This window comes from Leptospira abararensis (assembly GCF_016918735.1).
In the GTDB taxonomy this organism is placed as follows: Bacteria; Spirochaetota; Leptospiria; order Leptospirales; family Leptospiraceae; genus Leptospira_A; species Leptospira_A abararensis.
On sequence record NZ_JAFFPR010000027.1, the window covers coordinates 245,935 to 269,087 of the forward strand.

Sequence of the window (23,153 nt, forward strand, 5' to 3'; positions counted from 1 at the left end):
TGGGAGTGCATTGTGGCAAATATGTCGAAAAAACCGAATCGTCTGGTTCATGAAAAAAGTCCTTACCTGTTACAACATGCACACAATCCCGTAGATTGGTTTCCCTGGGGAACGGAAGCCTTCGAAAAAGCCCAAAAAGAGGATAAAGTCATCCTTTTGTCCATTGGATATTCGACCTGCCACTGGTGCCATGTGATGGAACGGGAATCATTTGAAGATGATTCAACAGCGGAAGTCTTAAATCGTGATTTCGTATGCATCAAGTTAGACAGAGAAGAAAGACCAGACATCGATAAAATTTATATGGATGCTCTGCATGCGATGGGAACCCAAGGTGGTTGGCCTCTTAATATGTTTCTTACTCCTAAAAAAGAACCCATTCTCGGTGGGACCTATTTTCCTCCTGAAAATCGCTACGGAAAACGCAGTTTCAAAGAGGTTCTCCGCCTAGTATCAGAAGCATGGAAAAACCAAAGGGGAGAACTCATTTCCGCTGCTGAAGATTTAACAAATTACCTAAGGGACAACGAAACAAGAACCAATGAAGGGAAAGTTCCTGAAACAGAAATCATTGAAAGAAATTTCGAAAGATACCTCCAAGTTTATGATAAAGAATATTTTGGATTCAAAACAAATACAGTAAATAAATTTCCACCCAGTATGGCTCTTTGCTTTCTTGTCGATTACAGTTTACGAAAAAAAGAACCGCGAGCATTGGAAATGGCCTTTAACACGGCTTATGCTATGAAGTTTGGCGGGATTTACGACCAAGTAGGTGGCGGAATTTGCCGTTATTCGACTGATCATGAATGGCTTGTACCTCATTTTGAAAAGATGTTGTATGACAATTCTTTATATGTAGAAGCACTATCTCTAATTTATAAGGCGACTGGTGATTCCTTCTTTTTAGAGGTAATCGGAGAAATTGTAAATTATATTAGAAGAGATATGACTTTGGAGTCGGGAGGCATTGCCAGTGCGGAGGATGCAGATTCCGAAGGGGAAGAGGGAAAGTTTTATCTTTGGGAACATTCCGAATTCCACACAATCGTCCCGGAGGAAGAAATCCAAGGATTTTGGAATGTGACTGAAGAAGGGAATTTTGAACACCAAAACATCCTCAATCTCTATTGGAAGGGAAAAAATCCTTTTGTTGAGGGAATCCACTTCAAACCAGAATTTTTAGAGAAACTGGAGGCAGCGAAATCGAAGTTACTCGCAAAACGAAGCCATAGAATTCGTCCGTTACGGGATGACAAAGTGTTAACTTCTTGGAATTGTCTTTGGATTCGTGCCCTTCTATCGGCTTATGAAGTCTCCGGCGAAATAGAGTATTTAACGGATGCCAAAAAAATTTATACCTTTCTCACCAAAAGTTTAGTCGGTGCGGACGGTTCGATCCTCAGACGTTACCGGGAAGGAGAGGCCAAATACTTCGGGAACCTTCCCGATTATGCCGAATTTATCTGGGTCTCTTTTAAACTTTTTCAATTGGATGAAAACCTGGAGGCTTATGCAAAGGGAAAACAGTCATTGGAATATTTGTTTTCCCATTTTGAATCCAAGGTTGGACCTTTTTATGAATCCTTTCATGGAAATGAAGATTTACTCGTGAGAACCATGGAAGGTTATGATGGAGTGGAACCTTCTGGAAATTCCACCATCTTACACTTGTTCCATCTCCTGCATTCCTTTGGATATAAAGAAGTGGATTTGTTATCGAAAGCAAATTCGATTTTTGCTTACTTTCTACCGGAACTCACTCAAAACTCTCTGAGTTATCCTTCTATGATTTCTGCCTTCCAGAAATTTCAATACCCATCAAAGGAAGTGCTTGTGGTATACAAAGACAAGAATCCTAGGGAAGTAGAATCCATCAGGAGAAAATTAGGGGAAATCAAAGATCCCAATCTTGTTTGGTTGGTCTTAGAGGAATCTAAAGCGAAGGGTTTGGGGTCGGAACTAGAGCTTCTTTTGGGAAGGGATGCAGGTTCCGGTCTCCGGTTTTATGTATGTCGTAATTTTACTTGTGAATTGCCTAAGGACAATTGGGAAGAAACACTCGCTCTTATACAGCAATAGGAGCGGCATCACCCCAAAGACGATCTAACGAATAGTAGGTTCTCATTTCGTCTGTCATGATATGAACACAAATTTCACCGTAATCGAGAAGAATCCAGCCTGTGGCATCTTTCGGAAGGTCGGCTAGGTTTTGGCGTTTGACTGCCAATTTCAAAGGTTTCATGTACTTATCGATGTCTTTGGCACAAGACCTGCCTTGTGTTTCTGTTTTGACAGTCGCAAGGACAAATAAGGAAAGATAACTATGTACGTCTTTTAGATCCAAAAATTGGATATTTTCACATTTTTTATCAATTAATGTCTGTTTGATTTTTTTGAGATGTTCTAATGTCTCTGCACTGATGTTCGGCATTTTAGTCCTTGGAATTTTGAAAATCTTCCCCGAGTATGACGGTGGCATCAAGTCCCAGATCTTTCCTAAGAGCGAAGTAAACCCTTCGTCCTTGGAAGGTATCAGAGATAATATCCGTGTACTGTGTGTTTCCGGAGCGGTTTAAGATGATACTGGATTTAAAACTAGAATCCCAGGCATTGTCAACGGAGAGAACTTTCAGACCCTTATCATTCAGAAGCACCTTCCCGTATCTGGCAAGCCCATTTTTAGGTGTTCCATTCAATACTTCTATCCTTGCCCTTTCGCCCTCACTAAAAGAAAGGGATCTGAGCTCGCTTGCAAATTTGTGAAAAGCAACTTTCACCGTCTCTTCATTTGCTTTTAAAACTTCATCTTTGAATTTGGGGCGTCCCATTGGTTCTCCTGGAACTTCAGAAACACCAAAGTGAATCTTTTCTTTTTTCAAAAAATCGACAAGTGTCTCCCATTCTTTTAGAGAGAGATTGGTTGTCATTTGAGAATGCAGATAAGCAACCCTTTGTTTTCCGAGTAAGTCCTTTTTTTCGTGAATGGCTTCAAGGACAGTTAGGAGCACCGTTTCTTGGATCTCCAAACGACGGATATAGGAAATCATAGATTCATCTGCCAGAGAACTCATCCAATCAAATGTATCTTCCCCATCTAAAATATAGGTTTGTTTGTTCCTTGCGTAGTTTTTTGTTATGTGAAGAGACTTTGGTTCAAAAAAAAGATTGAGTCCACCAAGTAAATTGACCCAATTTTGAAACTGAGCTTTCGTCCAAACAATTTTAAAGGGGATATTGGAATCTAAAGTATCTTCTAAAACAGATTCCACATAGGACGGAGCTGAACTGCCTTTTTCTTTTAGAGATTTATCCCCATCATCAAAACTGGTTTTAGGATTCACAAAGAAGAGGGCTGCCTTTTTTTCATTTGGGTAAAATTCTGCATAGAGAGAAAATAGGTATTCGTCCTTTTCCCCTAACACGGAAAATAGGATCGGCATTCTTTTACTTTGGGAAAACTTTTGATCTAGAGAAAATCCCGCTTTGGAGCGGAAGATTAAAAAGAGTAGTGCTATTAAAAAGAAAGACCCTGCTGCAATCAAAAGAGTTTTTGCAGGGATTGTTTGTTTTTTAGGAGGTTCACGTAACATCGATTTGGTTTCCTTTTAGATTTTTAGCAGATTGGTTGTACATATTGATTGTATAAGGATGAATGACTTCTTTTTTTTCCATAAGAAAGGAAATCGTTTGAAACGCTTTCATAAAAACACCGTAGTCTAGGTTTTCCTCTGTTTTCTGAATCCAGATCGAAAGCTCCGGTTGTTTGAAAGCATAGTCGGAACCCAAAAAATCAGCTGCATACAAAATTTTGTCCAAGAAAGATGGTTCTGGGTTTCCGAGGGTATGAGAAGAGATGGCTTTTGCGATCTCAGAATCGACAAAACCATATTCTCTCTCTAGCCATAAAGGCGCGGAAAAAGCATGAAGGGCCTGCGAAGGAATTCCTTCTGAAGCAAAGTCAAATTCCCGAAATAACTGGGTATGGATCTCCATTTTTTTTTGTTTGGTGATATCATGGCAGAGTCCTGCAAGATAGGCTTTTTTAGGATAAGGATAACTATGGGTTTTGGCTAAGGACTCAGCATACTTTGCCACCCGCAAAATATGTTGGAAACGAATATCCGTGACTTGAATGGGAACTTCTTCTGTAAAGAATTCCGTCCAGTCTTCTAGTGATGCGAAAGGAGATGGATTCATAAAAAAATATCTCCTTGTTTTTCATTTAAAAACCGAACGGCAAGTTCTCTGGTTTTAGGCAAAACAAAGGGTTCGACCCAGTCTCCTAGGGACATTTTTCGAATTTCTTTGCTGCTCATAGGAAGAATCGGGTTCTCCAAAACGAGAACTTGGGATTTCGGGAAAAAAGAGGGGATTAAAATTTCTTTTGGGTAAGGGCTATCTCTTCGTACAACAATGATTTGTTTGGTGGCTTTTAGGATGTCAATATATGATTTCCATTTATCAAAAGAATTTAAATTGTCTTCGCCAATTACCAAAGAAATTTGCGCATCGGGGTAGAGGGACTGCAGTGAGTTTAGACTATCTATCGTATAACTTACGGTTGGCTCTTTGATTTCTTTGTCCCAAAGAATTACTTTTCGGGATAAAAATCCTTCAAATTCCGCCAAACAAAGTTTCCAAATTTCTTCAGCTGTAAAAGCTTTTTCCCCTAACTTAAACGGAGAAACAAAATTGGGACAAATATAGAGAAGGGCTTCAGGGAAAGACTTGGAAATCGTCTCAATCACGTGGCGGTGTCCCCGGTGAGGGGGATTAAAACTTCCTCCAAAAAAAAGAACGTCCATTTCAGCCGCGGATTTGACCGCCACCCGTTACATACGTAGTTGTTGTAGTTAGGTGGATAAGGCCCATAGGTCCACGTACATGGAGTTTTCCTGTGGAAATTCCCACCTCAGCACCAAGTCCATACTCACCACCATCATGAAACCGAGTGGAACAGTTCACAAAGATAGCAGCACTATCCAATTCTTGTTGGAACTTTCGAATTTCGGAAACATCTTCTGATAAGATACATTCCGTATGACCAGAACTATACTTTCGAATATTTTCCATGGCTTCGGTTACAGAATCCACCAGTCGAATGCTAAGCCTAGTATCCAAAAATTCAGTATAAAAATCATTTTCTTGCGCTAGTTTGGCGGAAGGGATTAACTTTTGAATTGATATATCCCCAAGAATTTGAATCCCTGCCGTTTCCAAGTTTGTTAACAACCCACTGATATTCGGATAGTCTTTATGGATAAATAAATTTTCCAAAGCATTACAAACCCCAGGCCGTTGCACTTTTGAATTGATCAGAATCGGAAGGACAATTTCAGGATTGGCATGGTTAGACAAATAAAGATTGGTTACACCTTTATCATGTTTAATGACAGGAATTTTACTATTTTCAGATACAAATCGAATGAGAGTTTCGCCACCTCGGGGAACAATCACATCGATCAGTTCTTCCAATTGAAAAAAAGGAACCATAGCTTCTCTATTTGTATTTTCCACAAATGTCACCGCATCTTTTGTCACTCCAGGGATATTCGCCTCAGTAATGGCTTCGTGGAATAGAGAGGATAGGATTAAATTGGAATGATAGGCCTCAGATCCACCTCTCAAAATACATGCATTCCCTGATTTAAAGGAAAGAGATGCAATATCAATGATGACATTGGGTCTTGACTCAAAAATTGTCATCACCACACCAATGGGTACTCGTTTGGTAAGAAGCTCCAGTCCATTGGGTAGAATAGTACCACGAACTACCTCGCCAACGGGATCCGGAAGGTTACGAATTTCTTCAATGCTCTTGGCCATTCCTTTGATTCGTTTGGAATCTAAAAGAAGGCGGTCCATCATAGCGGAAGAGAGTCCTTTCTCTTTTCCGTTTTTCATATCCAATTGGTTTTTTTCAATGATAGCGGATTCTTTTTTAAGGAGCAGTTCTTCTACGCTTAGAAGGACTGCATTTTTTTGAAGCGTCGTGAGTCCTTTTAGAGCTCTACTTGCTAACTTAGCCTTGGAGGCTAATTCCTTTGCGTAGGTTGTCAATTCATCTGCCATAATTCACTCCGAGGGTAAAGAAAAGAAATGCGTTTGGATCTCCGATGCGGTTGGAATTCTATGAGGAAATGATTCATTGGCCACTAAAGTCCCAATATTTTCCTTTTCAAAAAACTGCGAGATGGCATGTTTTTTTTCTCCGTTCACAATCCCTGTTTTGATTCCAAATGGTAACAAAAGTTTTGCGGCATTGATTTTGGTAAACATACCACCGGTCCCAGGACCAGAAGGTCCAGTGGCTAAACTTTCCGTTTCTTCTGTTATCTCGGTAAATAAATCAATTTTGGAATTTTCTATTAAAAAACCATCCACACCCGTTAATACAAGAAGTAAGTCAGCACCCACAATGGATGCCACAATGGCAGAAAGAATGTCATTATCTCCTAGATTGATCTCTTCGGTTGATACAGAGTCATTTTCATTGACGATAGGGAGAATTCCCCAATCCAAAAGTTGACGAAACGTTTGTTTGAGGTTGGTAAAACTTTTTTCTTCGTTTAAGTCTTTTCTTCCAAATAAAATTTGAGCGATAGGAATATTGACTCGGCTAAAAAAACTCTCATAGAGATTAAGGAGTTTGTTTTGGCCCATGGCAGCAAACGCTTGTTTTTCGGCAAGGGTGGTTTTTCCATTAGGAAAATTCCCGTTTTGGCTTTCCAAAAGTTTTTTACCTTGGGCAATGGCTCCCGAGGAAACGAGAATGACTTCTTTTCCTTGGTCACGCAAACTTCGGATGTCACCGACAAGATCATACAGAAAGTCATTGATTTTGGATTCTTCACCAGAAACACGAGCACTTCCAATTTTAATGACAATGAGTTTTGCTTGTTGCAGGGAGTTTAAAAATTCCTTACGTGTTTTCATAAACTAACTTTGATTTTTCAGGAAAGAATACTTTATCGATCCTTTCCAAAAGATAATCCAGATTTGATTCTTTGTCTGCGGAAATACAAATGATTTCCCCTAAATGGGAATAGTTCGTTTGGAGCTCTGCTGTAAAGGTAGGGTCATTGTCCCAGATATCCATTTTGTTGATGACAATGAGAAATTTTTTATCCAAAAGAGAATCATTATAATTTCCAAGTTCACTGCGTAACATTTCCAATTCTTCTTCGAGTTGCAGATTCCCACCATCGAACAAAAACAAAATCCCTTGGACCCGTTCGATGTGTTTTAAAAAGCTAATCCCAAGCCCTACACCACGAGAAGCACCTTCGATGATCCCTGGTATGTCCGCTACTGTATAACGAAATAAATCTTCATGTCTATGCACAACACCTAGATTAGGCGAGAGGGTAGTGAAAGCATAACCGGCAATTTTGGGATGGGCATGGGTAATTTTTGCGAGTAGGGTCGACTTACCGGCATTAGGTAGTCCTACAATTCCGATATCGGCTAATAGTTTTAATTCTAATAATAAAGATAGTTCGCCACCTTCTTCTCCAGGTTGGCTATAACGGGGGGCTTGTTGGATGGAAGTTTTAAAAAATGTATTTCCTTTTCCGCCTCGTCCGCCAGTCGCAATGGTAAAACTTTCGCCGTCGTGGTTGAAATCATAAAGAAGTTCCATAGTCACCGAATCTAGGATTTGTGTTCCTACAGGAACTTTTAAGATTAAATCCTCACCATTTTTTCCATGTCTATTTTGTCCAAGGCCAGGTTCGCCGTCTTGGGCAGAATACAGACGATCCGGTAGGTAATTCTCCAGAGTCATCATCCGCCCTTCGGCAAGGAAAATAACATCTCCACCTTTTCCCCCGTCCCCCCCATCAGGACCGCCAAATTCAACGAATTTCTCCTTATGGAAGTGGACAGAACCTGCCCCTCCGTGTCCGGCTCGAATTCGAATGGGTACTTCGTCTATAAATCCGCTCATATTGTCCTTTGGTCAAAAAAAAACCCGTTTAAGGAAATCCTAAAACGGGTTTTGTCCTCTCATTTGTAGGAGAGGAACTATGCTTTCGGGTAAACGGAGATTTGTTGTCTTTCTTTCGTTACGTGTTCGAAAGTCACAACCCCGTCAACAAGTGCAAATAGGGTATGGTCACGACCAATTCCTACGTTTTTTCCGGGTTTGTATTCAGTTCCTCTTTGGCGAACGATGATATTACCAGCAATAGCAAGCTGCCCACCGTAAACTTTTACACCAAGTCTCTTCGATTCTGAATCACGACCGTTCTTTGTGGATCCCCCACCTTTCTTTGTAGCCATTTGTTTACCCCTTTATGATTACGTCTTGGATGGAAATCGCTTCAGAATGAGTGGATGCTAAACTTTTTAATCCAAACTCCACCATGGAAAGTAGGCTTTGGTAGCCCTCTCTTTGATCAAGTTTCACTAAAAACTCTAAGTATCCGTCTCGTTTTGTTTCCGATTCCAAACTGTTTTGTGATGCCAAATACGAGTGCGCACTCTGCACTAGAGTGGAAACTCCAGCACACAAAAGGTTTTCCCCTTTTGAACCTAAGTCCTTCGGAGAATGTCCTTCCAGTTGGATTCCTGCGATTTTCCCTCCTAATTCTTTTAAAATCTTACTATAAATCAATTATCCGTTGATTGATACTACTTGCAGTTTTTGGAGTTGTTGTCTGTGACCCCAAGATCTTTTGTAGTTCTTTCTTTTTTTGTATTTAAAGCCGTGGATTTTTTCACCCTTACAATCTTCTAATACTTTTAAAGTCACTTTGGCACCGGAAAGCGCTGGCGATCCAATGTTGACTTTATTGTTATCGGAAAGGAGTAGGACTTTTGTTTCTACTGTACTTCCGACCGAGTTTCCTGTTTTTTCTGCGACGAATACCTGGTCAGGAGACACTTTAAATTGTTTGGCTCCAAGTTCAATGATGGCGAACATATAACTATCCTAATCTCTTTCTCGAATGTAGTTCTTACCAGGATTTCTGATAGGCACCTCTTGTCAAACGCAAATCCCCATTTACAGCCTAAGTGGATTGGAATTTCTGGTAAAAACAATGGAAATTCGCAACATCGCCATCATCGCACACGTCGACCACGGTAAGACGACACTCACAGATTGTATCCTTCGCCATACGGGCGCCGTAACCGCGAAAGAAGACCGAGAGAGAATTATGGACTCCAATGCTTTGGAGCAAGAAAAAGGGATTACGATCCTTGCCAAAAACACTTCGGTTAAGTATAAAGGAACCCGCATTAATATCGTTGATACTCCAGGTCACGCTGACTTCGGGGGAGAAGTGGAACGAGTTTTGTCCATGACAGACTGCACACTGTTACTTGTGGACGCTTTTGACGGGCCCATGCCACAAACAAGGTTCGTACTTGGAAAATCACTCCAACTAGGCCACAAACCGATTGTAGTGGTAAATAAAGTGGATAGAGAAGGGGCAAGACCAGGTTTTTCCGTGGATAAGGTATTTGACTTATTCAGTGATCTTGGTGCCACAGAAGAACAGTTAGACTTCCCCATCATCTATGCTTCCGCAAAACAAGGTTGGGCAGTGAACCACCTATCCGAAGTTCCTGGTTCGAACATTGAGCCACTTCTGGATAAAGTTTTGGAACATGTTCCTCCAGTCAAAAGAGACAGTGACAAGGCCCTCCAATTCCAAGTCACAGCCCTTGATTATAATGAATATGTCGGTCGTATTGCCATTGGTAAAATTTACCAAGGGACAATGAAAAAGGGTGCTGATGTTACTCTTGCTAAAACCAACGGAACCACAGCCAATTATAAAATCACAAAACTCTATGGATACGAAGGACTCACTCGTTACGAAATCGACGAAGCAGGATCTGGAGATATCGTGGCTATGGCAGGAATTCCGGATGTATTTATCGGGGATACCGTTTGTGACCTCGGCAATCCACTTCCACTCCCTGCCATCCAAGTAGAAGAACCAACGGTCTCCATGTTCTTTATGGTAAACAACTCTCCATTTGCTGGAAAAGAAGGAAAGTTTGTTACCACACGAAACCTTCGTGAACGTCTGGACCGAGAATTGGAAACCAACGTAGCACTCCGTTTGGAAGAAACAGAAGATAAAGATCGTTTTAAAATTTTGGGACGTGGGGAACTCCACTTATCCATCCTCATTGAAAATATGCGTAGGGAAGGATACGAACTCCAAGTATCTCGTCCTGAAGTGATCATTAAATACAATGAAGCTGGGGAAAAAATTGAACCTTACGAAACTCTAGTGATGGATTTACCTGACCAATTCTCTGGTGCTTGTATTCAAGAACTCAACCGTCGTAAGGGAGAGTTACAAGGAATGGATGCTCATACCTCTGGAATCACTCGCGTGGAATACATAATTCCCACTCGTGGGCTTATTGGATTTAGAGGGCATTTCATTTCGGAAACTCGCGGAGAAGGCGTAATGTCTAGCCGCTTCTTAAAGTTTGATAAATACAAAGGCGAAATTCCTGGTCGTAAAAACGGAGCTCTTATTTCTATGGACTCTGGAGATTCGACTGCCTATGCTCTTTGGAAAGTGCAAGAACGTGGCGATCTTTTCATCGAACCACAAGTGGCAGTCTATCCAGGAATGATCCTAGGAATGAATAGCCGTGACACTGACTTAGAAGTAAACCCAGTGCGTGAAAAGAAATTAACCAACGTTCGTGCCTCAGGTTCAGATGAAGCGATCCGCCTCATTCCACCAAAGAAGCTGACTTTGGAACAATCCATTGAATTTTTAGATGATGATGAGCTTTTGGAAGTCACACCACAAAGTTTGCGTCTTCGTAAAAAAGTTTTGGATGCGAGTATGAGAAAGAGATCTGGTGGTGGTCGTTAGAAAAAACGCACCATAAACTCTGACTTCAAAGTTGATCTAGAAGTCAGAACAGACTCCAAAAGGGACTAAATGTTTAGTCCCTTTTTTATGTAATTTTCGTATTTAGAAACCGAGTCCTTTTAGTGCATCTCCTGCACCTGGAATTTTTTTCAATGCATCCCCGGCTTTTCCTTTGATCACTTCTTTCACAGCACCACCAATCAAATCAGTAAGTGTTCCAAGACCGACACCAAGTTCCACATTGGGATTCCGAATGTCGCCGTAAGTGCGAAAGGGGATAAATAACCTTTCGTTTTTGATGAGGTTACCCACAATTTTATTGCGAAGTGCTTTTGGATCTCCCTGACCCTTTGTGGCTTGTTTGATTTTTTCATCCACCGATGCTAAAGATTTTTTTGATTCGTCTTCATCATACAACATACCCATCTTCATTTCATGGTAGTTTGTGGTTGTGACGATATAAGATCCTTTTGTGATTTGTAGGTCATAGTTCTTTGTAGGGAAGGTAGGTTCATCTAAAAATGTCACCTTACCTTTGCTATACTCTACTTTAAAAGAAACATCTTTTTTAAGTTCTGCTTTTTCCTTTAGTTTATCCAGTTTAAGTCCAGCTTGGTTCATCATCGGAAGTTCACCTGCAATGGCATCAAAAGCGGCAAATCCAGAAACAAAGGAATCTTCTTTCATAGTCACTTCATAGATGACTTTCGGATTCACAAGGCCCGTTTTCACAACAAAGGGAACCACTTTGCCGTCCGTTTCTAAGATAAACTTGGCAGCTTCTTTTTTATTTCTACCAATAATGGTGACATCCGCATCAAAATTCACATCGATACTGTTATGCGACTTCAAATCACTTCCATCAATATCAATGTCCCTTAATTCTAAATCCAATTTTTGAATTAAGATTTGTTGGCCAGTTTTCCGCATATTGACTTGGATATTTCCCTCTTGAATTCCCACAAGACCCATCCTTATCGCAATAGGAATGTCTTTGATGGAAAATGGTCCAGACGGGGGTGCGTTTGCTTCTTCTTTTGCCTCTTCCTCTGCTTCCTTTTTCCTTTCCGCAATTGCTTCTGCCGAGAGGGTTGGATTCTTTTCTCCATCCACAATCTTAGGTGTTTTGAAAAGACCTGTAAGATTATTTCCTCCATCTTCATTCATGGTAAGCGAGATCACTGGCTGTTTTAGAACAATTTTATTTACCTTTAAGGTTTTTGTAAGTAGAGCCAAAAAAGAGATTTTGACATCGGCTTTCCCTAATTGGATGAGACCTTTTGGTTTTGATTTTCTTTCGTCAAGGGGTGTACCTTTGTTGGCCACATCATCCCGAGGTGCAAGGACAATGCCTTCAATCTCAATTCCCGAAAGGACATTAAAAAGGTTGATATTGACTGATTCTACATGGGCTCGGACATTGATTGAGGATTCGATTTGTTTTACAAGAAAACTGGGAGTGATAAAACTTCCAGCGAAAACTAACGCGATGATTACGATGAGTAGAATAGATGCGATTGCCGCACCAATTCCGTAACCTATTTTTTTCATATGGTCTCCTAATTTCGGCACTAAAGAGTGGTGTTGAGATTAGGGCAAATTTGGCTTCTGTAAAGTAAAAAAGGAAAAGAAATTAATTCAAAAACCGAACCGAACTGATAATGTTGGTTAATTGTTGGAAAAGTTCATCACCAACTTCTTCGTCCGAGTTATACGTTACAAGGATCATCCGTTTTTGGTTGGCTACCATATAAACCATCCAAACTCGATCTTCCTTTAAAAATTCGCAAGCGCGGATCTCAGAACCTTCATTGTTTTCAAACACAGCCACGTTTTCGGCATCATAATCAATTTCATGGATTTTTAGGTAATTTTCCAATTCCTGGTCTACATCGAAATCTTCTAATTTAGATTCAAAGGCATAAACTTGTAAGGCACCACCACCATCGGGATGAAAAAAGGCAGGAATTTCTTCAACAACCATTTGTTCCCAATTGGCAGGGAAAAGAAAGGAATACCAACCTTGTGGGGATCGAAATTGTTTGTACATTGGCCTTGTCATAAGAAATCCCTTTTCTTTCCAATAAATCTTTGGAGTAATGGCAGTAAATGATTTTCAAAAGAAAATGGTATTTCCCTCTGCTGGTTCTTCTCCTTTGCGGCACTTCTTTGGGAAGTCTTTTCGCTCAAGTTTCGGGTTACGAATCCGCATACCCATCTGCCTATTTGCTTGGACTCTCGTCCACGGGAGTGGTTAGTCCAAATCCGATGGGAAGTCTTTATGGAAACACTGCTTTTTTATCGAATCAAACCAAACATATCGTGGATGGGGGTGTAAACGGCAGTTATGCGAATCCTAAAACTTCACCATTGTATCTATCGGGAGCAATGTACTTTTCCTATTCCGATTCCCTGGGTTTTGGGTTTCGAGGCAAACCTGTTTTTTTACGATCCTTTCCCACTGATGAACGTTTTTCGAATTATGCTTTCCAAGGTTTTGTCAGTTGGAAGTGGAATGAAAACCTTTCCTTTGCCTTACATTTAGGACCAGGTGTTTCAGGAAGGATTGGAGGTTATAGTTCTTATTCTTGGAACGTCTCCGTCTCGACTGCTTTTCAGTATGGGAATTTTCGAATGGGATTGATTTTAGAATCTCCAGGCAGTTACCGCTTTGATAAATATCTAGGATCAGAAAAATTAAAAGAAAGACTCCCTGAACGTCTGCTAGTTGGTGTTGGTTATAAAATCACAGAATCGATCTATTTACAAATGGAAGGGAATCGAACATTTTTTGAAAGGTCGCATACCTCTCTCAATGGAAGCGAAAACTCATTTCAATATCCAGTCCGTACGATGTATGCTGGTAACATTGGTTTAGCGATTGGGAAAATAGAATCATTCCAATTTTTATCGGGACTAGGAAGAGAATTTCGCGCAGATACTACTTTGAGAGGGTTTTACACGGCTTCTCTCGGGATTGCTGGTTCTATCTTTCCTTCTGCCTTAGGAGATGGATATTTATACTCAATCTCTCTCCAAAGATCGGGACTCAGTGTCCCGGAAAGAGAGGGGGCAGAGACCCGAGCTGCGGCCCAAATCCAAATCCAGTTCCAATGAAGAACACCATTTGTTTAAATATTAAGCAAATTGGATGGTTTCCATAAGTGCTTTTTATTCCTTTCGCTGAAGTTTGAAACAGAATGTAGAGAATTATAGGATATTCTGACTTCTTTAGGCGAGATGCACCGTCGGTACGATACTTGCATCTAAATCAGAAAGGTATCCTATATGGTTGATTTCAAAGTTTCCAAACGAATGCTCGTCAACTTCCGCGGACAAAACAAAGTCGTGGGAGGATTAACAGACAAAGATAAAATTGCGATCCTTCTCTACATTTCCAAAGAATTTGCCAATTTAGATAGAGAGGACCAACTCTTTTCCAAGGTCATCCTGATCTGCCAGGAAATTTTTGAGTCGGACAATACAACCCTCCGACTCTGGGATGGAGAGTATCTAGTCCCTGTTAAGTTTGTCAAAGAGACAGAGCCTCCCCGTAGAAATTTAGTGATGGGGGAAGGTTATTCTGGTGCGGTCTTCGAAACCAAAGAACCAGTTCTTGTGAATGACCTAACACGTTCTGCTCACTTCTTCGATGAAGGGGAAAAAACAAAGTCAGTCATGTGTGTTCCCATCATGCAAAAGGAAGAAATCCTTGGGACTCTTGCTGTAGAAAGTGAACGAGAAAATTTTTATATCATTGATGACCTAGAAATTCTAGAAGCCCTCACTTCGCAATTGGCCCTTGCCCTTTACGGCGTAAGACTCATTGAAGGACTTGTAACCGCAAGAGCCAGAGAAGCAGCGATATTAAATCAATTAGAATGGGATTTGAAAATGGGACGAAATGTCCAAAGCCAAATCCTTCCCCAAGACCTTAGTGCATGGAACGGAATTTATTTTGCAAGCCACTACGAACCAATGGCAGAAGTGAGTGGGGATCTTGTCGACATTGTACGACAAGGCCATTCACTCACTGCAATCAATATTGATGTATCGGGACATGGAATTCCAGCGGCTCTTGTGACTATGGCCATCCACCACCAGTTCAGAAGATCGGTGATGGCAGGACTTGGACTCACCGAGATTATGGAGGAACTTGGAGAAAAACTAAGAGAACAACTTCCGGAATCCACTTATTTCACTGCTTTTATGGTTCGTATTTTTAGTGATTATACTTTTGGTTATGTAAACGCAGGCCACCAGCGTATGTTACATTACAAAGCTGCTGATGATACTTTCATTCAGTATGATACTAAAGGTGTTCCGCTAGGAATCCTTCCTGTTAGAAAAATCGACTATGAAGAAAAACAAGGTAAGTTAGAGCCGGGAGATTTTTTACTTCTCATCTCTGATGGATTTAGTGAACAAAGAAACCATCTGAAAGATGAGGTGGGAGTGGATCGAATCCTTACTTGGTTACAAGACGAAAGAGAACGCCTTGTAATGGAAGGTCGCGGGAAAGTGGATCTAAAAAAACTCTCCAATGCCTTTGTAGAACGATTTCGGGCATACCAAGGGGATGTTCCGAATGGAGATGATTTAAGTTTTCTCTTTCTGTATTGTGGGGATTCCATTCCAGAAGCTTCGCATTACATACAAATGGCGAAACAGTCCAATTCCAAGATGAAAATGGAAGAGGCTTATGCTCAAGCACTCAAAGCTTATAGCATTGATTCTTCTCTGAAAGAAATCTTAGTCTTTTTAGGAAAGATGTATTATAGGGACGGAAAATACAACGAAGCGATCCGCTATTTAGAGCAGTATTTACGGACTTCCGGGGACAATACAGCTGCTTCTCATTTTATGATGGGACGTGCTTATTACAAGGCAGGAATGATTTCGGAAGCAAAACGTGCGTTAAAGATGGCGCTTTCAAGTGACCATAGTTTTGCAAAAGCAAGTATCTTACTTGCGCAATGTTATTTGAAAGAAAATGCGAAACCAAAAGCAATCAAAGTGTTGCAACAAGGCGTAAAAAATACACCACAGAGTTTGGAATTAAAAACCTCACTTTTAAGGTTAGAATCACATTCGCAGAAAGTTAGTTAAGGAAAGTTTATGAAAAGATTTGGAATATTTTTAAGTTTATCGGTCCTTCTTATTGGTTCCGCACTTGGAGCCGAAGAAGTGGCAAACGAAACTCAGAGTTTAGAAACATTGGCAAAAGAAATGGCAGGTATTAAAACTTCCCTTGCGGAAACAAAACTTGCCCTAGAAACAACCAAACAGGAAGCCAATTGGGTATGGACTTGTATTGCAGCTTTTCTTGTATTTTTTATGCAAGCAGGGTTTGCCTACGTGGAAGCTGGATTCACAAGAGCCAAAAATGCGGTGAATATCCTTATGAAAAACTTCTCGGACTTAACTGTGGGGGCCATCGCTTATTGGCTGGTTGGTTTTTCTATTATGTTTGGTCCCCAAGTCCTCACGGGATTTGGGGTAGGAGTTCCAGCGTTTGCAGAAACCCTCATCAATACCGAAGATGGGAATATGGATCCTTCCAAATATACTTTCTTTATCTTCCAAATTGTTTTTGCAGCCACTGCAGCAACGATCGTATCAGGAGCCATGGCTGAGAGGACAAAGTTTTCCGCCTATTTGGTCTTTTCCATTGTGATCACTGCGTTTATTTATCCAATCTTCGGATCTTTTGCTTGGGGAAGTCTCCTTGGAATCTCCACCGGATTTTTAGAATCATTAGGACTCGGTGGTGGAGAGGGAGTGGGTTTCCACGACTTTGCAGGATCAACTGTCGTTCATAGTGTGGGAGCTTGGGCGGGTCTTGCGGGAGCCCTTGTGGTGGGCCCTCGGATGGGGAAATTCCAAACCGATGGCAGGGTCTATCCAATCCTTGGACATAACATGTCGATGGCAGCCCTTGGTGTTTTTATTCTTTGGTTTGGATGGTTTGGATTTAACCCCGGTTCTACGACCTCAATCGAGGGAGGGAGTTTTGCTCGGATCGCTGTTGTCACTCATATGGCAGCTTGTGCGGGAGCGATTGCCGCTATGGTTCTTACTTGGTTGTTATTTAAAAAACCTGAAATTGGCCTTACCTTGAATGGGGGACTCGCAGGTCTTGTTGCCATTACCGCACCTTGTGATGTGGTGAGTATTACTGGCGCGGTTTGTATTGGAGCTGTTGCCGGGATTCTTGTCATCGTCTCCGTTCTCTTCTTAGACAAAATCAAAATTGATGATCCAGTGGGTGCGGTTTCTGTTCACGGAGTTTGCGGTGCCTGGGGAACACTGGCTGTGGGTCTTTTTAGTCTGGATACAGGACTTTTTTACGGATCAGGCTTTGCACAGTTTGCCGCTCAGGCCATCGGAGTGGTGACTGCCTTTTTATGGGCATTCCCAACTAGTTTCGCAGTATTCTATCTCATCAAAAAAACAATTGGACTTCGGGTTTCGGAAGAAGAGGAATTGTTAGGTTTGGATATTCTAGAACACGGAAATGAGGCTTACCCAGTTTCCAAATAGTCCTTGACCCTAGGTTTTCTTTATGGGAAGCCTAGGGTGTGTTTCGTTTTCCCTTATTACTCATCCTTTTTTTTGTTGGTTGTTTTGAATATGAGGAGACCATCCTCTTTCGAAAGTTAAGTTCTGGTACAGTAGAAATTGCATACACAGTCCCTTTAAAAAAAGATTCGAACGACTCTCTCATTAAATTTCTACCGACTTCCAAAGAAGAAATCATATCTTCAGTCAAAAAAAAATCGAATAACAACTTACAGGTGAGAGACTTTACCTTTCGTGAATTAGAAAAATCGGAAACGACAGATATGTATTTCAAACGAAAAGGTAAGGTTTCTTACAAATTAGACTTTGAAGATCCTTTGCATTTGGAAGGAGTTCTGATTGGAACCTTTTCCATCAAATCCAAACCAAGATCTTTAACTGTAAAACGTGATTTTCCTAATCTTACTGACAATGCCATTTTAGACACAGGTGCCGGGGAAAAGAAAATCATCTCGGAAACTTCGAGACTTTTACGCGAAGGTAGAATTCAATTTAAAGTTTTATTTCCCAAAGATTCAGAATGTAGTTCCAACCGAGGTTTTATTGGTCTTGGAAATTTGACATACCAAATTCCTCTGCAAGAAACTTTGGAAAATCCAGATTCAAAAACTTGGGAGTATAAAATTCGTTTTTTCTAAACGAGTTTTAATTCCTTCGCTGTTTTGATAAACAAATCAAACCCATCTAAATTTTTTTGTTCCGGAATATAGTGTAACTCTTGTTTGAGATAACGGTCTGTGACAGCAATCGGAAGTCTTTTTTCTTCCTTAATGATGGAGTCTAACTCCTTCAGTCCATATTCCAATGCGGTTAAAAAGAGGCGGTCATCCCAAACCTTTCCCTTGGGAAATGCCCAAAAGGCAAAACAGAAATATAATCCCGTAGATTGGTTCCACCATTCGGCAAGATCCACCACTTGGTATCCCGGAACTGGTGTTTGTAATAAGGCATGATCGCCAAACAAAAGATGCGATCCTTTCCCTTCTTTCATCATCTCTGAGATTTCGGAAGCAGGAGTGGGGATCACTTCCACCAAGGTTCCAAATTCACGAAAGAGGAGGCATTGTAACAATGCCACACTAGACCTAGACCCCTTGTCGGTATAAACTACCTCGGGAAGACCAGGCTCAGATTCATGGCGAAAGAATAGAACCGAACGAACCACATCTCTGGCACAAACTCCAACAATCTTTGTGAAGTCCAAACTCTCACGATTTCTTTCGCATTCGATAGAGGAAACAAGGGCACAATCGAGTTCCCCACGTTTTAGGAGTTCAATGAGGACACTGGGATTTTCATATACTGGTAAATACCCGGAAGTTCTCTCAAAATAGAGGGTTAGGGGGCGGGCATTCAGGTGTTTTACGATGCCTATTTTCATTATCTAATTTCCCTTCTAAAAAACAACTTGTCAGAACTGAAAAAGAGTGTCGAATCACTTACGAGGGCAAATTGGACTTTCGAACATCTTTAAACACAATCGGTGATGCCGAATTTGAATTCATTAAAAATTTAGTGTACAAACAAGCTGGTATATTTTTAGCACCACATAAAAAAATTATGGTTCAGTCTAGGCTCAATGCGAGGCTTCGCACATTGGGAATCACTAGTTTCGAAAACTATGTAGCCAAATTAAAGCTAGATCCTAAGTTTGCCACCGATGAAATGCAAGAACTCATCAACCGTATAACAACAAACAAAACGGATTTTTTTCGAGAGAACCACCATTTTGAATTTCTAAAAAACCAATATTTCCCTGCCTTAGAACAAGCTGCTGCCAGTGGGGGAACCAAAACCTTGCGCATTTGGTGTTCTGCTTCTTCGACGGGAGAAGAACCATACTCAATAGCCATTACTGTTTATGATTACTTCCAAACAAAACCAGGTTGGAATTGCAAAATCTATGCCTCAGACATTGATACACAAGTCATTGCCACCGCAAAAAAAGGTCTCTATCGAGATGACAGGTTGGAACCAGTTTCTGAAGCTATGAAAACAAAACATTTTATCAAAACGGTAGAAAAAGATCATGTTTTCTATGAAGCCAAACCGCACCTGAAAGCTTTGATTGACTTTCGACAAATCAATCTTTTGCACTTTCCCTTTCCCATAACGGATAAATTGGATTTAATCTTTTGTAGGAACGTCGTGATTTATTTTGATAAACAAACGCAAAAAACGTTATTCCAGAATTTTGAGGCCAGTTTAAAACCAAAGGGATATCTCATCCTTGGGCATTCAGAAACCATGTTTGGAATCTCTGATAGTTTTAAGTTTTTAGGTCATACCATCTACCAAAAAAAAGAATAGGAGAATTTTAGTCTTCTTTAACCCAAAGTTTTTTAAGATCATCCCACATTTGGTAGGGTTCATAGATCACAATCCTTGTATTGGAAAGTACATCTAAAAATCCTGCTTCGTTTGGAAATCTAGGCACGATGTGTTCGTGGATATGGGGAATGGAACCTCCACTATTCTTTCCTAAATTGTAACCAATATTAAAGCCCTGCACCTTCCATTGTTTCTCTAGGATTCTCATCGTTTTTTGAGTGAGTCTATGGATATCGAGCGCTTCTTCTTCAGTGAGTTCTAAGTAGTGGATGATATGACGTTTGGGAAAGATGATGATATGGCCAGGATTGTAGGGGAATAGATTGACCGAGATGATAGAAAGTTCCGTTTCGGCAATGGTCAGATTGGGAACAATTTCGTTTTTGTCTCGAACCCCGCAAAGGATGCAGTCGACATTGGGTCTATCCCCTTTGGCATAGCCTAATTTTCCTATGCTGAACAGGTTTTTTCTCAGCGAATGTTCTTCATAGGAACTCATTTGTACTTTCAATCTCCCTAAAGGATTAAAGGATTGCAAGGATTTTGACAAGTATACAGTAAGAAAGTAACAGTGTCAGAATCTCCTCATATTCCCGTACTTCCGAAAGAAGTCATCGATTTGCTCCAAAAAACGGAAAGCCCCGAACCCCTATGGTTTCTTGACGGGACTGCTGGGGAAGGTGGGCATTCCAAACTCATTTTACAAACCTTTCCTAATGCAAAGCTCATTCTCATCGATCGTGACTTTGTCATGTTGGAACGGGCAAAAAAAGAAATTCTATCCGTGATTGGATCTCTTGACCGTGTCCATCCCTTCCAAATGAATTTTTCTGAAGTGAACAAAGAACTTTTAGATTCGGTGGATTGTCCAGGGCTTGATGGCGCTCTCGTGGACTTAGGAGTTTCTTTATTTCACTTCCTACATTCGGGAAGAGGATTTACTTTTAAAAATGATGAACCACTGGACATGCGCCTCGAACCCCAAGTGGGCAGGAAAACGGCAGCGGATGTCGTTAATTACAGCACAGTTTTACATCTCAAAAAAGTCTTTTGGGAATACGGAGAAGAACGTTGGGCCTTAAAAGTTGCAAATAACATAGTACAGACGAGGCAGAAAAAGAAATTTGCAACCAATACAGAACTTGTAAAACTTGTGGAAACATCAATCCCTAGAAAGTTTTGGCCAAAAGAATCCCACCCAGCGACCAAAATTTTCCAAGCACTAAGGATAGAGGTCAACGAAGAGCTGTTACATGCAGAAAAAGGAATTCGGGTTCTTAGTGATTTGCTAAAAGTGGGAGGGGTTCTCGCTTGTATCTCGTTTCACTCTTTAGAAGATCGAATTGTCAAATGGACTTTTCGTGATCTAAAGACAACCGAACATTTTGATATCTTAACAAAAAAACCCATCCTACCAACCGACACAGAAATCCGAGAAAACAGGGCTTCTCGTTCGGCAAAATTAAGGGGGATCCAAAAAATTGATCCGATATTAAAACCTAGATGGGAACGATGAAAGGAAATATGAGGAACATTCCAGAACTGGTTCTTGGTTTTTTTTCTCCATTGAAACCCATGGTAGTTTTATTTCCTTTCCTGATATTTTTTTATTTCATTGTTTGGCAAGGTTTAGAGAAAGCAAGACTCACACGCCAAATTCACGAAAGGACTTCCGCCAAAGAAGAGCTAAAACGAAAGAATGATGAACTGAAAATCGGAATTGTAGCTTATACTTCCGCTGAACGAATTGAAACACTTTACCGTAGAACTTACCAATTCCTTCCTATTAGTTTAGGAAATCGCACAGTGACGATAGAGCTTCCTCCCATCCCGGAAGAGGAACTTACAGAAAAAAAATGAAACTATCAGAAATCATCAAACGAATTCCCGATGTGAAACTCATCAAAGGCGAAAGCTCTTTGGAAGTGGATTATATCTGGGGCGATAGCCGCAAACTAAAACCAAATGATATCTTTGTTCTCCCAGAAGAAACAAACGAAAAACAAGAAACCTTCCTTAAGATGGCAGAAGAACTTGGTTCTAAGGTAGTCCTTGTTTCCAAACGACATTTAAAATTAAAGGGTTTGGAACTTTTTCCAGGAATTCTCGAAACAGAAGAAGCTTTGGGAGAAGCTCATGGTAAAATCGCCTGCCTTCTTGCCGGAAATCCAGCCAAAAAAATGAAGCTTGTGGCCATCACAGGAACCAATGGCAAAACATCCTTAACTTTTATCCTTTTCCACCTAGCAAGAAAAGTTGGAAAAAATGCAGCTCTCATTGGAACTGTACAAATCCAAATTATGGATCGGATTTTAGAATCGGGTTATACCACTCCCGATGCATCTTCTCTCAACCTTCTCCTCAAACAAATGTTAGAAGAGGGAATCGAGTATGTGTTTATCGAAATGAGTAGCCATGGATTGAAACTAGGACGGGTGGCGGGTTTGGAAATCACTTGTGCTGGATTTACCAACCTAACTCAAGATCATTTGGACTTTCATCCTAATATGGAAGATTATTTTGAAAGTAAGTTCAAAATTTTCCAACTCTTAGAACAATCCTCTGTAAAAAATAAATTTGGACTTGTTGCCGGTGATGTCTCCTACGGAAAGGCAATGGTCAAACGGATCGCCGAAGCCAAATTAAAATCTCCCGTTTATATTTTGGGAAAATCGGGTGAGTTCAATTATACAAATACAAAACTTTCTCTTTTGGGAAGTGAATACCGTTTTCATAAAAAAGCAAAGAACCTACCCTTCATCGAAGTCCGTAGTATCAAAACAAACTTACTTGGTAATTTCAATGTATTCAATACTTCTTTTGCCTTAGCCATTGCATATGAATTAGGCTTTCCATGGGAGGAAGTGATTTCTTGTTTGGAAAAAATCCCCACAGTACCCGGTCGTTTTCATGTGGTTCCCTTTCCTGACAGAACTCGAATTGCGGTAGTGGATTATGCACATACACCGGATGCCTTAGAAAATATCTTAAAGAGTTGTGTGGAAATTGCTCCCAAACAAATCATTTGTCTATTTGGTTGTGGTGGGGACAGGGACCGCACCAAACGACCGCAAATGGCTCGCATTGCCGAAACTTTTGCCGATTTTGTCATTCTTACTTCAGACAATCCAAGAACAGAATCTCCTGAAGCAATTTTGGATGAAATTGAATCCGGATTTTCTCGTGGATTCCAAAGGTATGAAAAAATCACAGATCGAAGAGTGGCGATTCAAAGAGCCGTAGGATTACTAGAACGAGATGGGATTTTGGTGGTTGCCGGAAAAGGCCATGAAACCTACCAAATCATAGGAAAAGAAAAAACAAAATTTGTGGATTTTGAAGAGATAGAGAATGCTTTTCAAAATTTAGGACTTTAGTCGAAAG

General features: G+C 40.6%; 24 protein-coding genes. 10 read left to right on the top strand and 14 right to left on the bottom strand.

Translation table 11 applies throughout. The annotated features are described in order from the left end of the window. The first annotated feature begins 21 nt into the window (after positions 1 to 21). Positions 22 to 2,082, top strand: a complete 2,061-nt coding sequence (locus JWG40_RS09400) for a thioredoxin domain-containing protein (protein ID WP_205285535.1) — start codon at positions 22 to 24, stop codon at positions 2,080 to 2,082. Here JWG40_RS09400 and rsfS read toward each other — a convergent pair. The 10 genes from rsfS to rplU form a co-directional block, all read right to left on the bottom strand. Then, entirely contained in the window at positions 2,069 to 2,434 is a 366-nt protein-coding gene (gene rsfS / locus JWG40_RS09405; protein WP_002974064.1) for a ribosome silencing factor, read from the bottom strand. The genes JWG40_RS09400 and rsfS overlap by 14 nt on opposite strands. A 1-nt stretch (position 2,435) precedes the next feature. Beyond that, entirely contained in the window at positions 2,436 to 3,593 is a 1,158-nt protein-coding gene (locus JWG40_RS09410) for a LytR C-terminal domain-containing protein (RefSeq protein ID WP_205285536.1), read from the bottom strand. Next, complete coding sequence (gene yqeK / locus JWG40_RS09415; protein WP_205285537.1) at positions 3,583 to 4,200, bottom strand: bis(5'-nucleosyl)-tetraphosphatase (symmetrical) YqeK; 618 nt, start codon at positions 4,198 to 4,200, stop codon at positions 3,583 to 3,585. The genes JWG40_RS09410 and yqeK overlap by 11 nt, the downstream gene beginning before the upstream one ends. Further along, positions 4,197 to 4,808 carry a nicotinate-nicotinamide nucleotide adenylyltransferase gene (locus tag JWG40_RS09420; protein WP_205285538.1) on the bottom strand — a complete coding sequence of 204 codons (612 nt, stop codon included), beginning with the start codon at positions 4,806 to 4,808 and terminating at the stop codon, positions 4,197 to 4,199. The genes yqeK and JWG40_RS09420 overlap by 4 nt, the downstream gene beginning before the upstream one ends. A 1-nt stretch (position 4,809) precedes the next feature. Next, a complete protein-coding gene (locus tag JWG40_RS09425) occupies positions 4,810 to 6,075 on the bottom strand; it encodes a glutamate-5-semialdehyde dehydrogenase (RefSeq protein ID WP_205285539.1) in 1,266 nt (421 codons plus the stop codon). Positions 6,076 to 6,078: 3 nt separating this feature from the next. Beyond that, a complete protein-coding gene (gene proB / locus JWG40_RS09430) occupies positions 6,079 to 6,939 on the bottom strand; it encodes a glutamate 5-kinase (RefSeq protein WP_205285540.1) in 861 nt (286 codons plus the stop codon). Next, positions 6,926 to 7,951, bottom strand: a complete 1,026-nt coding sequence (obgE, locus tag JWG40_RS09435; protein ID WP_205285541.1) for a GTPase ObgE — start codon at positions 7,949 to 7,951, stop codon at positions 6,926 to 6,928. Before obgE ends, proB begins: the two co-directional genes overlap by 14 nt. A gap of 77 nt (positions 7,952 to 8,028) precedes the next feature. Beyond that, positions 8,029 to 8,286 (bottom strand): 50S ribosomal protein L27, encoded by a 258-nt coding sequence (gene rpmA / locus JWG40_RS09440; protein ID WP_205285542.1) that lies wholly within the window; start codon positions 8,284 to 8,286, stop codon positions 8,029 to 8,031. 4 nt (positions 8,287 to 8,290) lie between these two features. After that, complete coding sequence (locus tag JWG40_RS09445; RefSeq protein ID WP_205285543.1) at positions 8,291 to 8,620, bottom strand: ribosomal-processing cysteine protease Prp; 330 nt, start codon at positions 8,618 to 8,620, stop codon at positions 8,291 to 8,293. Continuing rightward, positions 8,621 to 8,929 (bottom strand): 50S ribosomal protein L21, encoded by a 309-nt coding sequence (gene rplU / locus JWG40_RS09450; protein ID WP_002982882.1) that lies wholly within the window; start codon positions 8,927 to 8,929, stop codon positions 8,621 to 8,623. Between the two features lie 118 nt (positions 8,930 to 9,047). On the opposite strand from rplU, the gene typA reads away from it, so the two are divergent. Further along, the gene (gene typA / locus JWG40_RS09455) at positions 9,048 to 10,856 is read left to right on the top strand and encodes a translational GTPase TypA (protein ID WP_002974204.1); all 1,809 of its coding nucleotides are present in this window, start codon (positions 9,048 to 9,050) and stop codon (positions 10,854 to 10,856) included. Between the two features lie 102 nt (positions 10,857 to 10,958). On the opposite strand, the gene JWG40_RS09460 is transcribed toward typA, so the two are convergent. Beyond that, the gene (locus JWG40_RS09460) at positions 10,959 to 12,407 is read right to left on the bottom strand and encodes an AsmA family protein (RefSeq protein ID WP_205285544.1); all 1,449 of its coding nucleotides are present in this window, start codon (positions 12,405 to 12,407) and stop codon (positions 10,959 to 10,961) included. An 82-nt stretch (positions 12,408 to 12,489) separates the two neighbouring features. Continuing rightward, complete coding sequence (locus tag JWG40_RS09465; protein WP_205285545.1) at positions 12,490 to 12,918, bottom strand: hypothetical protein; 429 nt, start codon at positions 12,916 to 12,918, stop codon at positions 12,490 to 12,492. A gap of 47 nt (positions 12,919 to 12,965) precedes the next feature. Here JWG40_RS09465 and JWG40_RS09470 point away from each other — a divergent pair, with 47 nt between their 5' ends. The 4 genes from JWG40_RS09470 (at position 12,966) to JWG40_RS09485 (ending at position 18,076) form a co-directional block, all read left to right on the top strand. Then, positions 12,966 to 13,973 (top strand): hypothetical protein, encoded by a 1,008-nt coding sequence (locus tag JWG40_RS09470; RefSeq protein WP_205285546.1) that lies wholly within the window; start codon positions 12,966 to 12,968, stop codon positions 13,971 to 13,973. Positions 13,974 to 14,144: 171 nt separating this feature from the next. Beyond that, positions 14,145 to 15,965 carry a GAF domain-containing SpoIIE family protein phosphatase gene (locus JWG40_RS09475; RefSeq protein ID WP_205285547.1) on the top strand — a complete coding sequence of 607 codons (1,821 nt, stop codon included), beginning with the start codon at positions 14,145 to 14,147 and terminating at the stop codon, positions 15,963 to 15,965. 9 nt (positions 15,966 to 15,974) lie between these two features. Further along, entirely contained in the window at positions 15,975 to 17,399 is a 1,425-nt protein-coding gene (locus JWG40_RS09480) for an ammonium transporter (protein WP_205285548.1), read from the top strand. 38 nt (positions 17,400 to 17,437) lie between these two features. Further along, complete coding sequence (locus tag JWG40_RS09485) at positions 17,438 to 18,076, top strand: LIC11874 family lipoprotein (protein WP_205285549.1); 639 nt, start codon at positions 17,438 to 17,440, stop codon at positions 18,074 to 18,076. Here the strand turns inward: JWG40_RS09485 and JWG40_RS09490 are convergent. Further along, entirely contained in the window at positions 18,073 to 18,819 is a 747-nt protein-coding gene (locus JWG40_RS09490) for a menaquinone biosynthetic enzyme MqnA/MqnD family protein (protein WP_205285550.1), read from the bottom strand. The genes JWG40_RS09485 and JWG40_RS09490 overlap by 4 nt on opposite strands. Positions 18,820 to 18,890: 71 nt before the next feature. On the opposite strand from JWG40_RS09490, the gene JWG40_RS09495 reads away from it, so the two are divergent. After that, a complete protein-coding gene (locus tag JWG40_RS09495) occupies positions 18,891 to 19,748 on the top strand; it encodes a CheR family methyltransferase (RefSeq protein ID WP_205285551.1) in 858 nt (285 codons plus the stop codon). A gap of 7 nt (positions 19,749 to 19,755) precedes the next feature. On the opposite strand, the gene JWG40_RS09500 is transcribed toward JWG40_RS09495, so the two are convergent. After that, a complete protein-coding gene (locus JWG40_RS09500; protein ID WP_205285552.1) occupies positions 19,756 to 20,268 on the bottom strand; it encodes an HIT family protein in 513 nt (170 codons plus the stop codon). 72 nt (positions 20,269 to 20,340) lie between these two features. Here JWG40_RS09500 and rsmH point away from each other — a divergent pair, with 72 nt between their 5' ends. The 3 genes from rsmH to JWG40_RS09515 are packed head-to-tail and all read left to right on the top strand — an operon-like array spanning position 20,341 to position 23,146. Beyond that, positions 20,341 to 21,285 (top strand): 16S rRNA (cytosine(1402)-N(4))-methyltransferase RsmH, encoded by a 945-nt coding sequence (gene rsmH / locus JWG40_RS09505; protein WP_205285553.1) that lies wholly within the window; start codon positions 20,341 to 20,343, stop codon positions 21,283 to 21,285. Next, a complete protein-coding gene (locus JWG40_RS09510) occupies positions 21,273 to 21,629 on the top strand; it encodes a hypothetical protein (RefSeq protein ID WP_205285554.1) in 357 nt (118 codons plus the stop codon). Before rsmH ends, JWG40_RS09510 begins: the two co-directional genes overlap by 13 nt. After that, positions 21,626 to 23,146, top strand: a complete 1,521-nt coding sequence (locus tag JWG40_RS09515; RefSeq protein WP_205285555.1) for a UDP-N-acetylmuramoyl-L-alanyl-D-glutamate--2,6-diaminopimelate ligase — start codon at positions 21,626 to 21,628, stop codon at positions 23,144 to 23,146. The genes JWG40_RS09510 and JWG40_RS09515 overlap by 4 nt, the downstream gene beginning before the upstream one ends. The last annotated feature ends 7 nt before the right edge of the window (positions 23,147 to 23,153 follow it).

Coding starts and splice junctions, on each gene's coding strand:
- JWG40_RS09400 (WP_205285535.1), top strand. CDS start 22: ATGTCGAAAAAACCGAATCGTCTGGTTCATGAAAAAAGTCCTTACCTG.
- rsfS (WP_002974064.1), bottom strand. CDS start 2,434: ATGCCGAACATCAGTGCAGAGACATTAGAACATCTCAAAAAAATCAAA.
- JWG40_RS09410 (WP_205285536.1), bottom strand. CDS start 3,593: ATGTTACGTGAACCTCCTAAAAAACAAACAATCCCTGCAAAAACTCTT.
- yqeK (WP_205285537.1), bottom strand. CDS start 4,200: ATGAATCCATCTCCTTTCGCATCACTAGAAGACTGGACGGAATTCTTT.
- JWG40_RS09420 (WP_205285538.1), bottom strand. CDS start 4,808: ATGGACGTTCTTTTTTTTGGAGGAAGTTTTAATCCCCCTCACCGGGGA.
- JWG40_RS09425 (WP_205285539.1), bottom strand. CDS start 6,075: ATGGCAGATGAATTGACAACCTACGCAAAGGAATTAGCCTCCAAGGCT.
- proB (WP_205285540.1), bottom strand. CDS start 6,939: ATGAAAACACGTAAGGAATTTTTAAACTCCCTGCAACAAGCAAAACTC.
- obgE (WP_205285541.1), bottom strand. CDS start 7,951: ATGAGCGGATTTATAGACGAAGTACCCATTCGAATTCGAGCCGGACAC.
- rpmA (WP_205285542.1), bottom strand. CDS start 8,286: ATGGCTACAAAGAAAGGTGGGGGATCCACAAAGAACGGTCGTGATTCA.
- rplU (WP_002982882.1), bottom strand. CDS start 8,929: ATGTTCGCCATCATTGAACTTGGAGCCAAACAATTTAAAGTGTCTCCT.
- typA (WP_002974204.1), top strand. CDS start 9,048: ATGGAAATTCGCAACATCGCCATCATCGCACACGTCGACCACGGTAAG.
- JWG40_RS09460 (WP_205285544.1), bottom strand. CDS start 12,407: ATGAAAAAAATAGGTTACGGAATTGGTGCGGCAATCGCATCTATTCTA.
- JWG40_RS09465 (WP_205285545.1), bottom strand. CDS start 12,918: ATGACAAGGCCAATGTACAAACAATTTCGATCCCCACAAGGTTGGTAT.
- JWG40_RS09470 (WP_205285546.1), top strand. CDS start 12,966: ATGATTTTCAAAAGAAAATGGTATTTCCCTCTGCTGGTTCTTCTCCTT.
- JWG40_RS09475 (WP_205285547.1), top strand. CDS start 14,145: ATGGTTGATTTCAAAGTTTCCAAACGAATGCTCGTCAACTTCCGCGGA.
- JWG40_RS09480 (WP_205285548.1), top strand. CDS start 15,975: ATGAAAAGATTTGGAATATTTTTAAGTTTATCGGTCCTTCTTATTGGT.
- JWG40_RS09490 (WP_205285550.1), bottom strand. CDS start 18,819: ATGAAAATAGGCATCGTAAAACACCTGAATGCCCGCCCCCTAACCCTC.
- JWG40_RS09500 (WP_205285552.1), bottom strand. CDS start 20,268: ATGAGTTCCTATGAAGAACATTCGCTGAGAAAAAACCTGTTCAGCATA.
- JWG40_RS09510 (WP_205285554.1), top strand. CDS start 21,273: ATGGGAACGATGAAAGGAAATATGAGGAACATTCCAGAACTGGTTCTT.
- JWG40_RS09515 (WP_205285555.1), top strand. CDS start 21,626: ATGAAACTATCAGAAATCATCAAACGAATTCCCGATGTGAAACTCATC.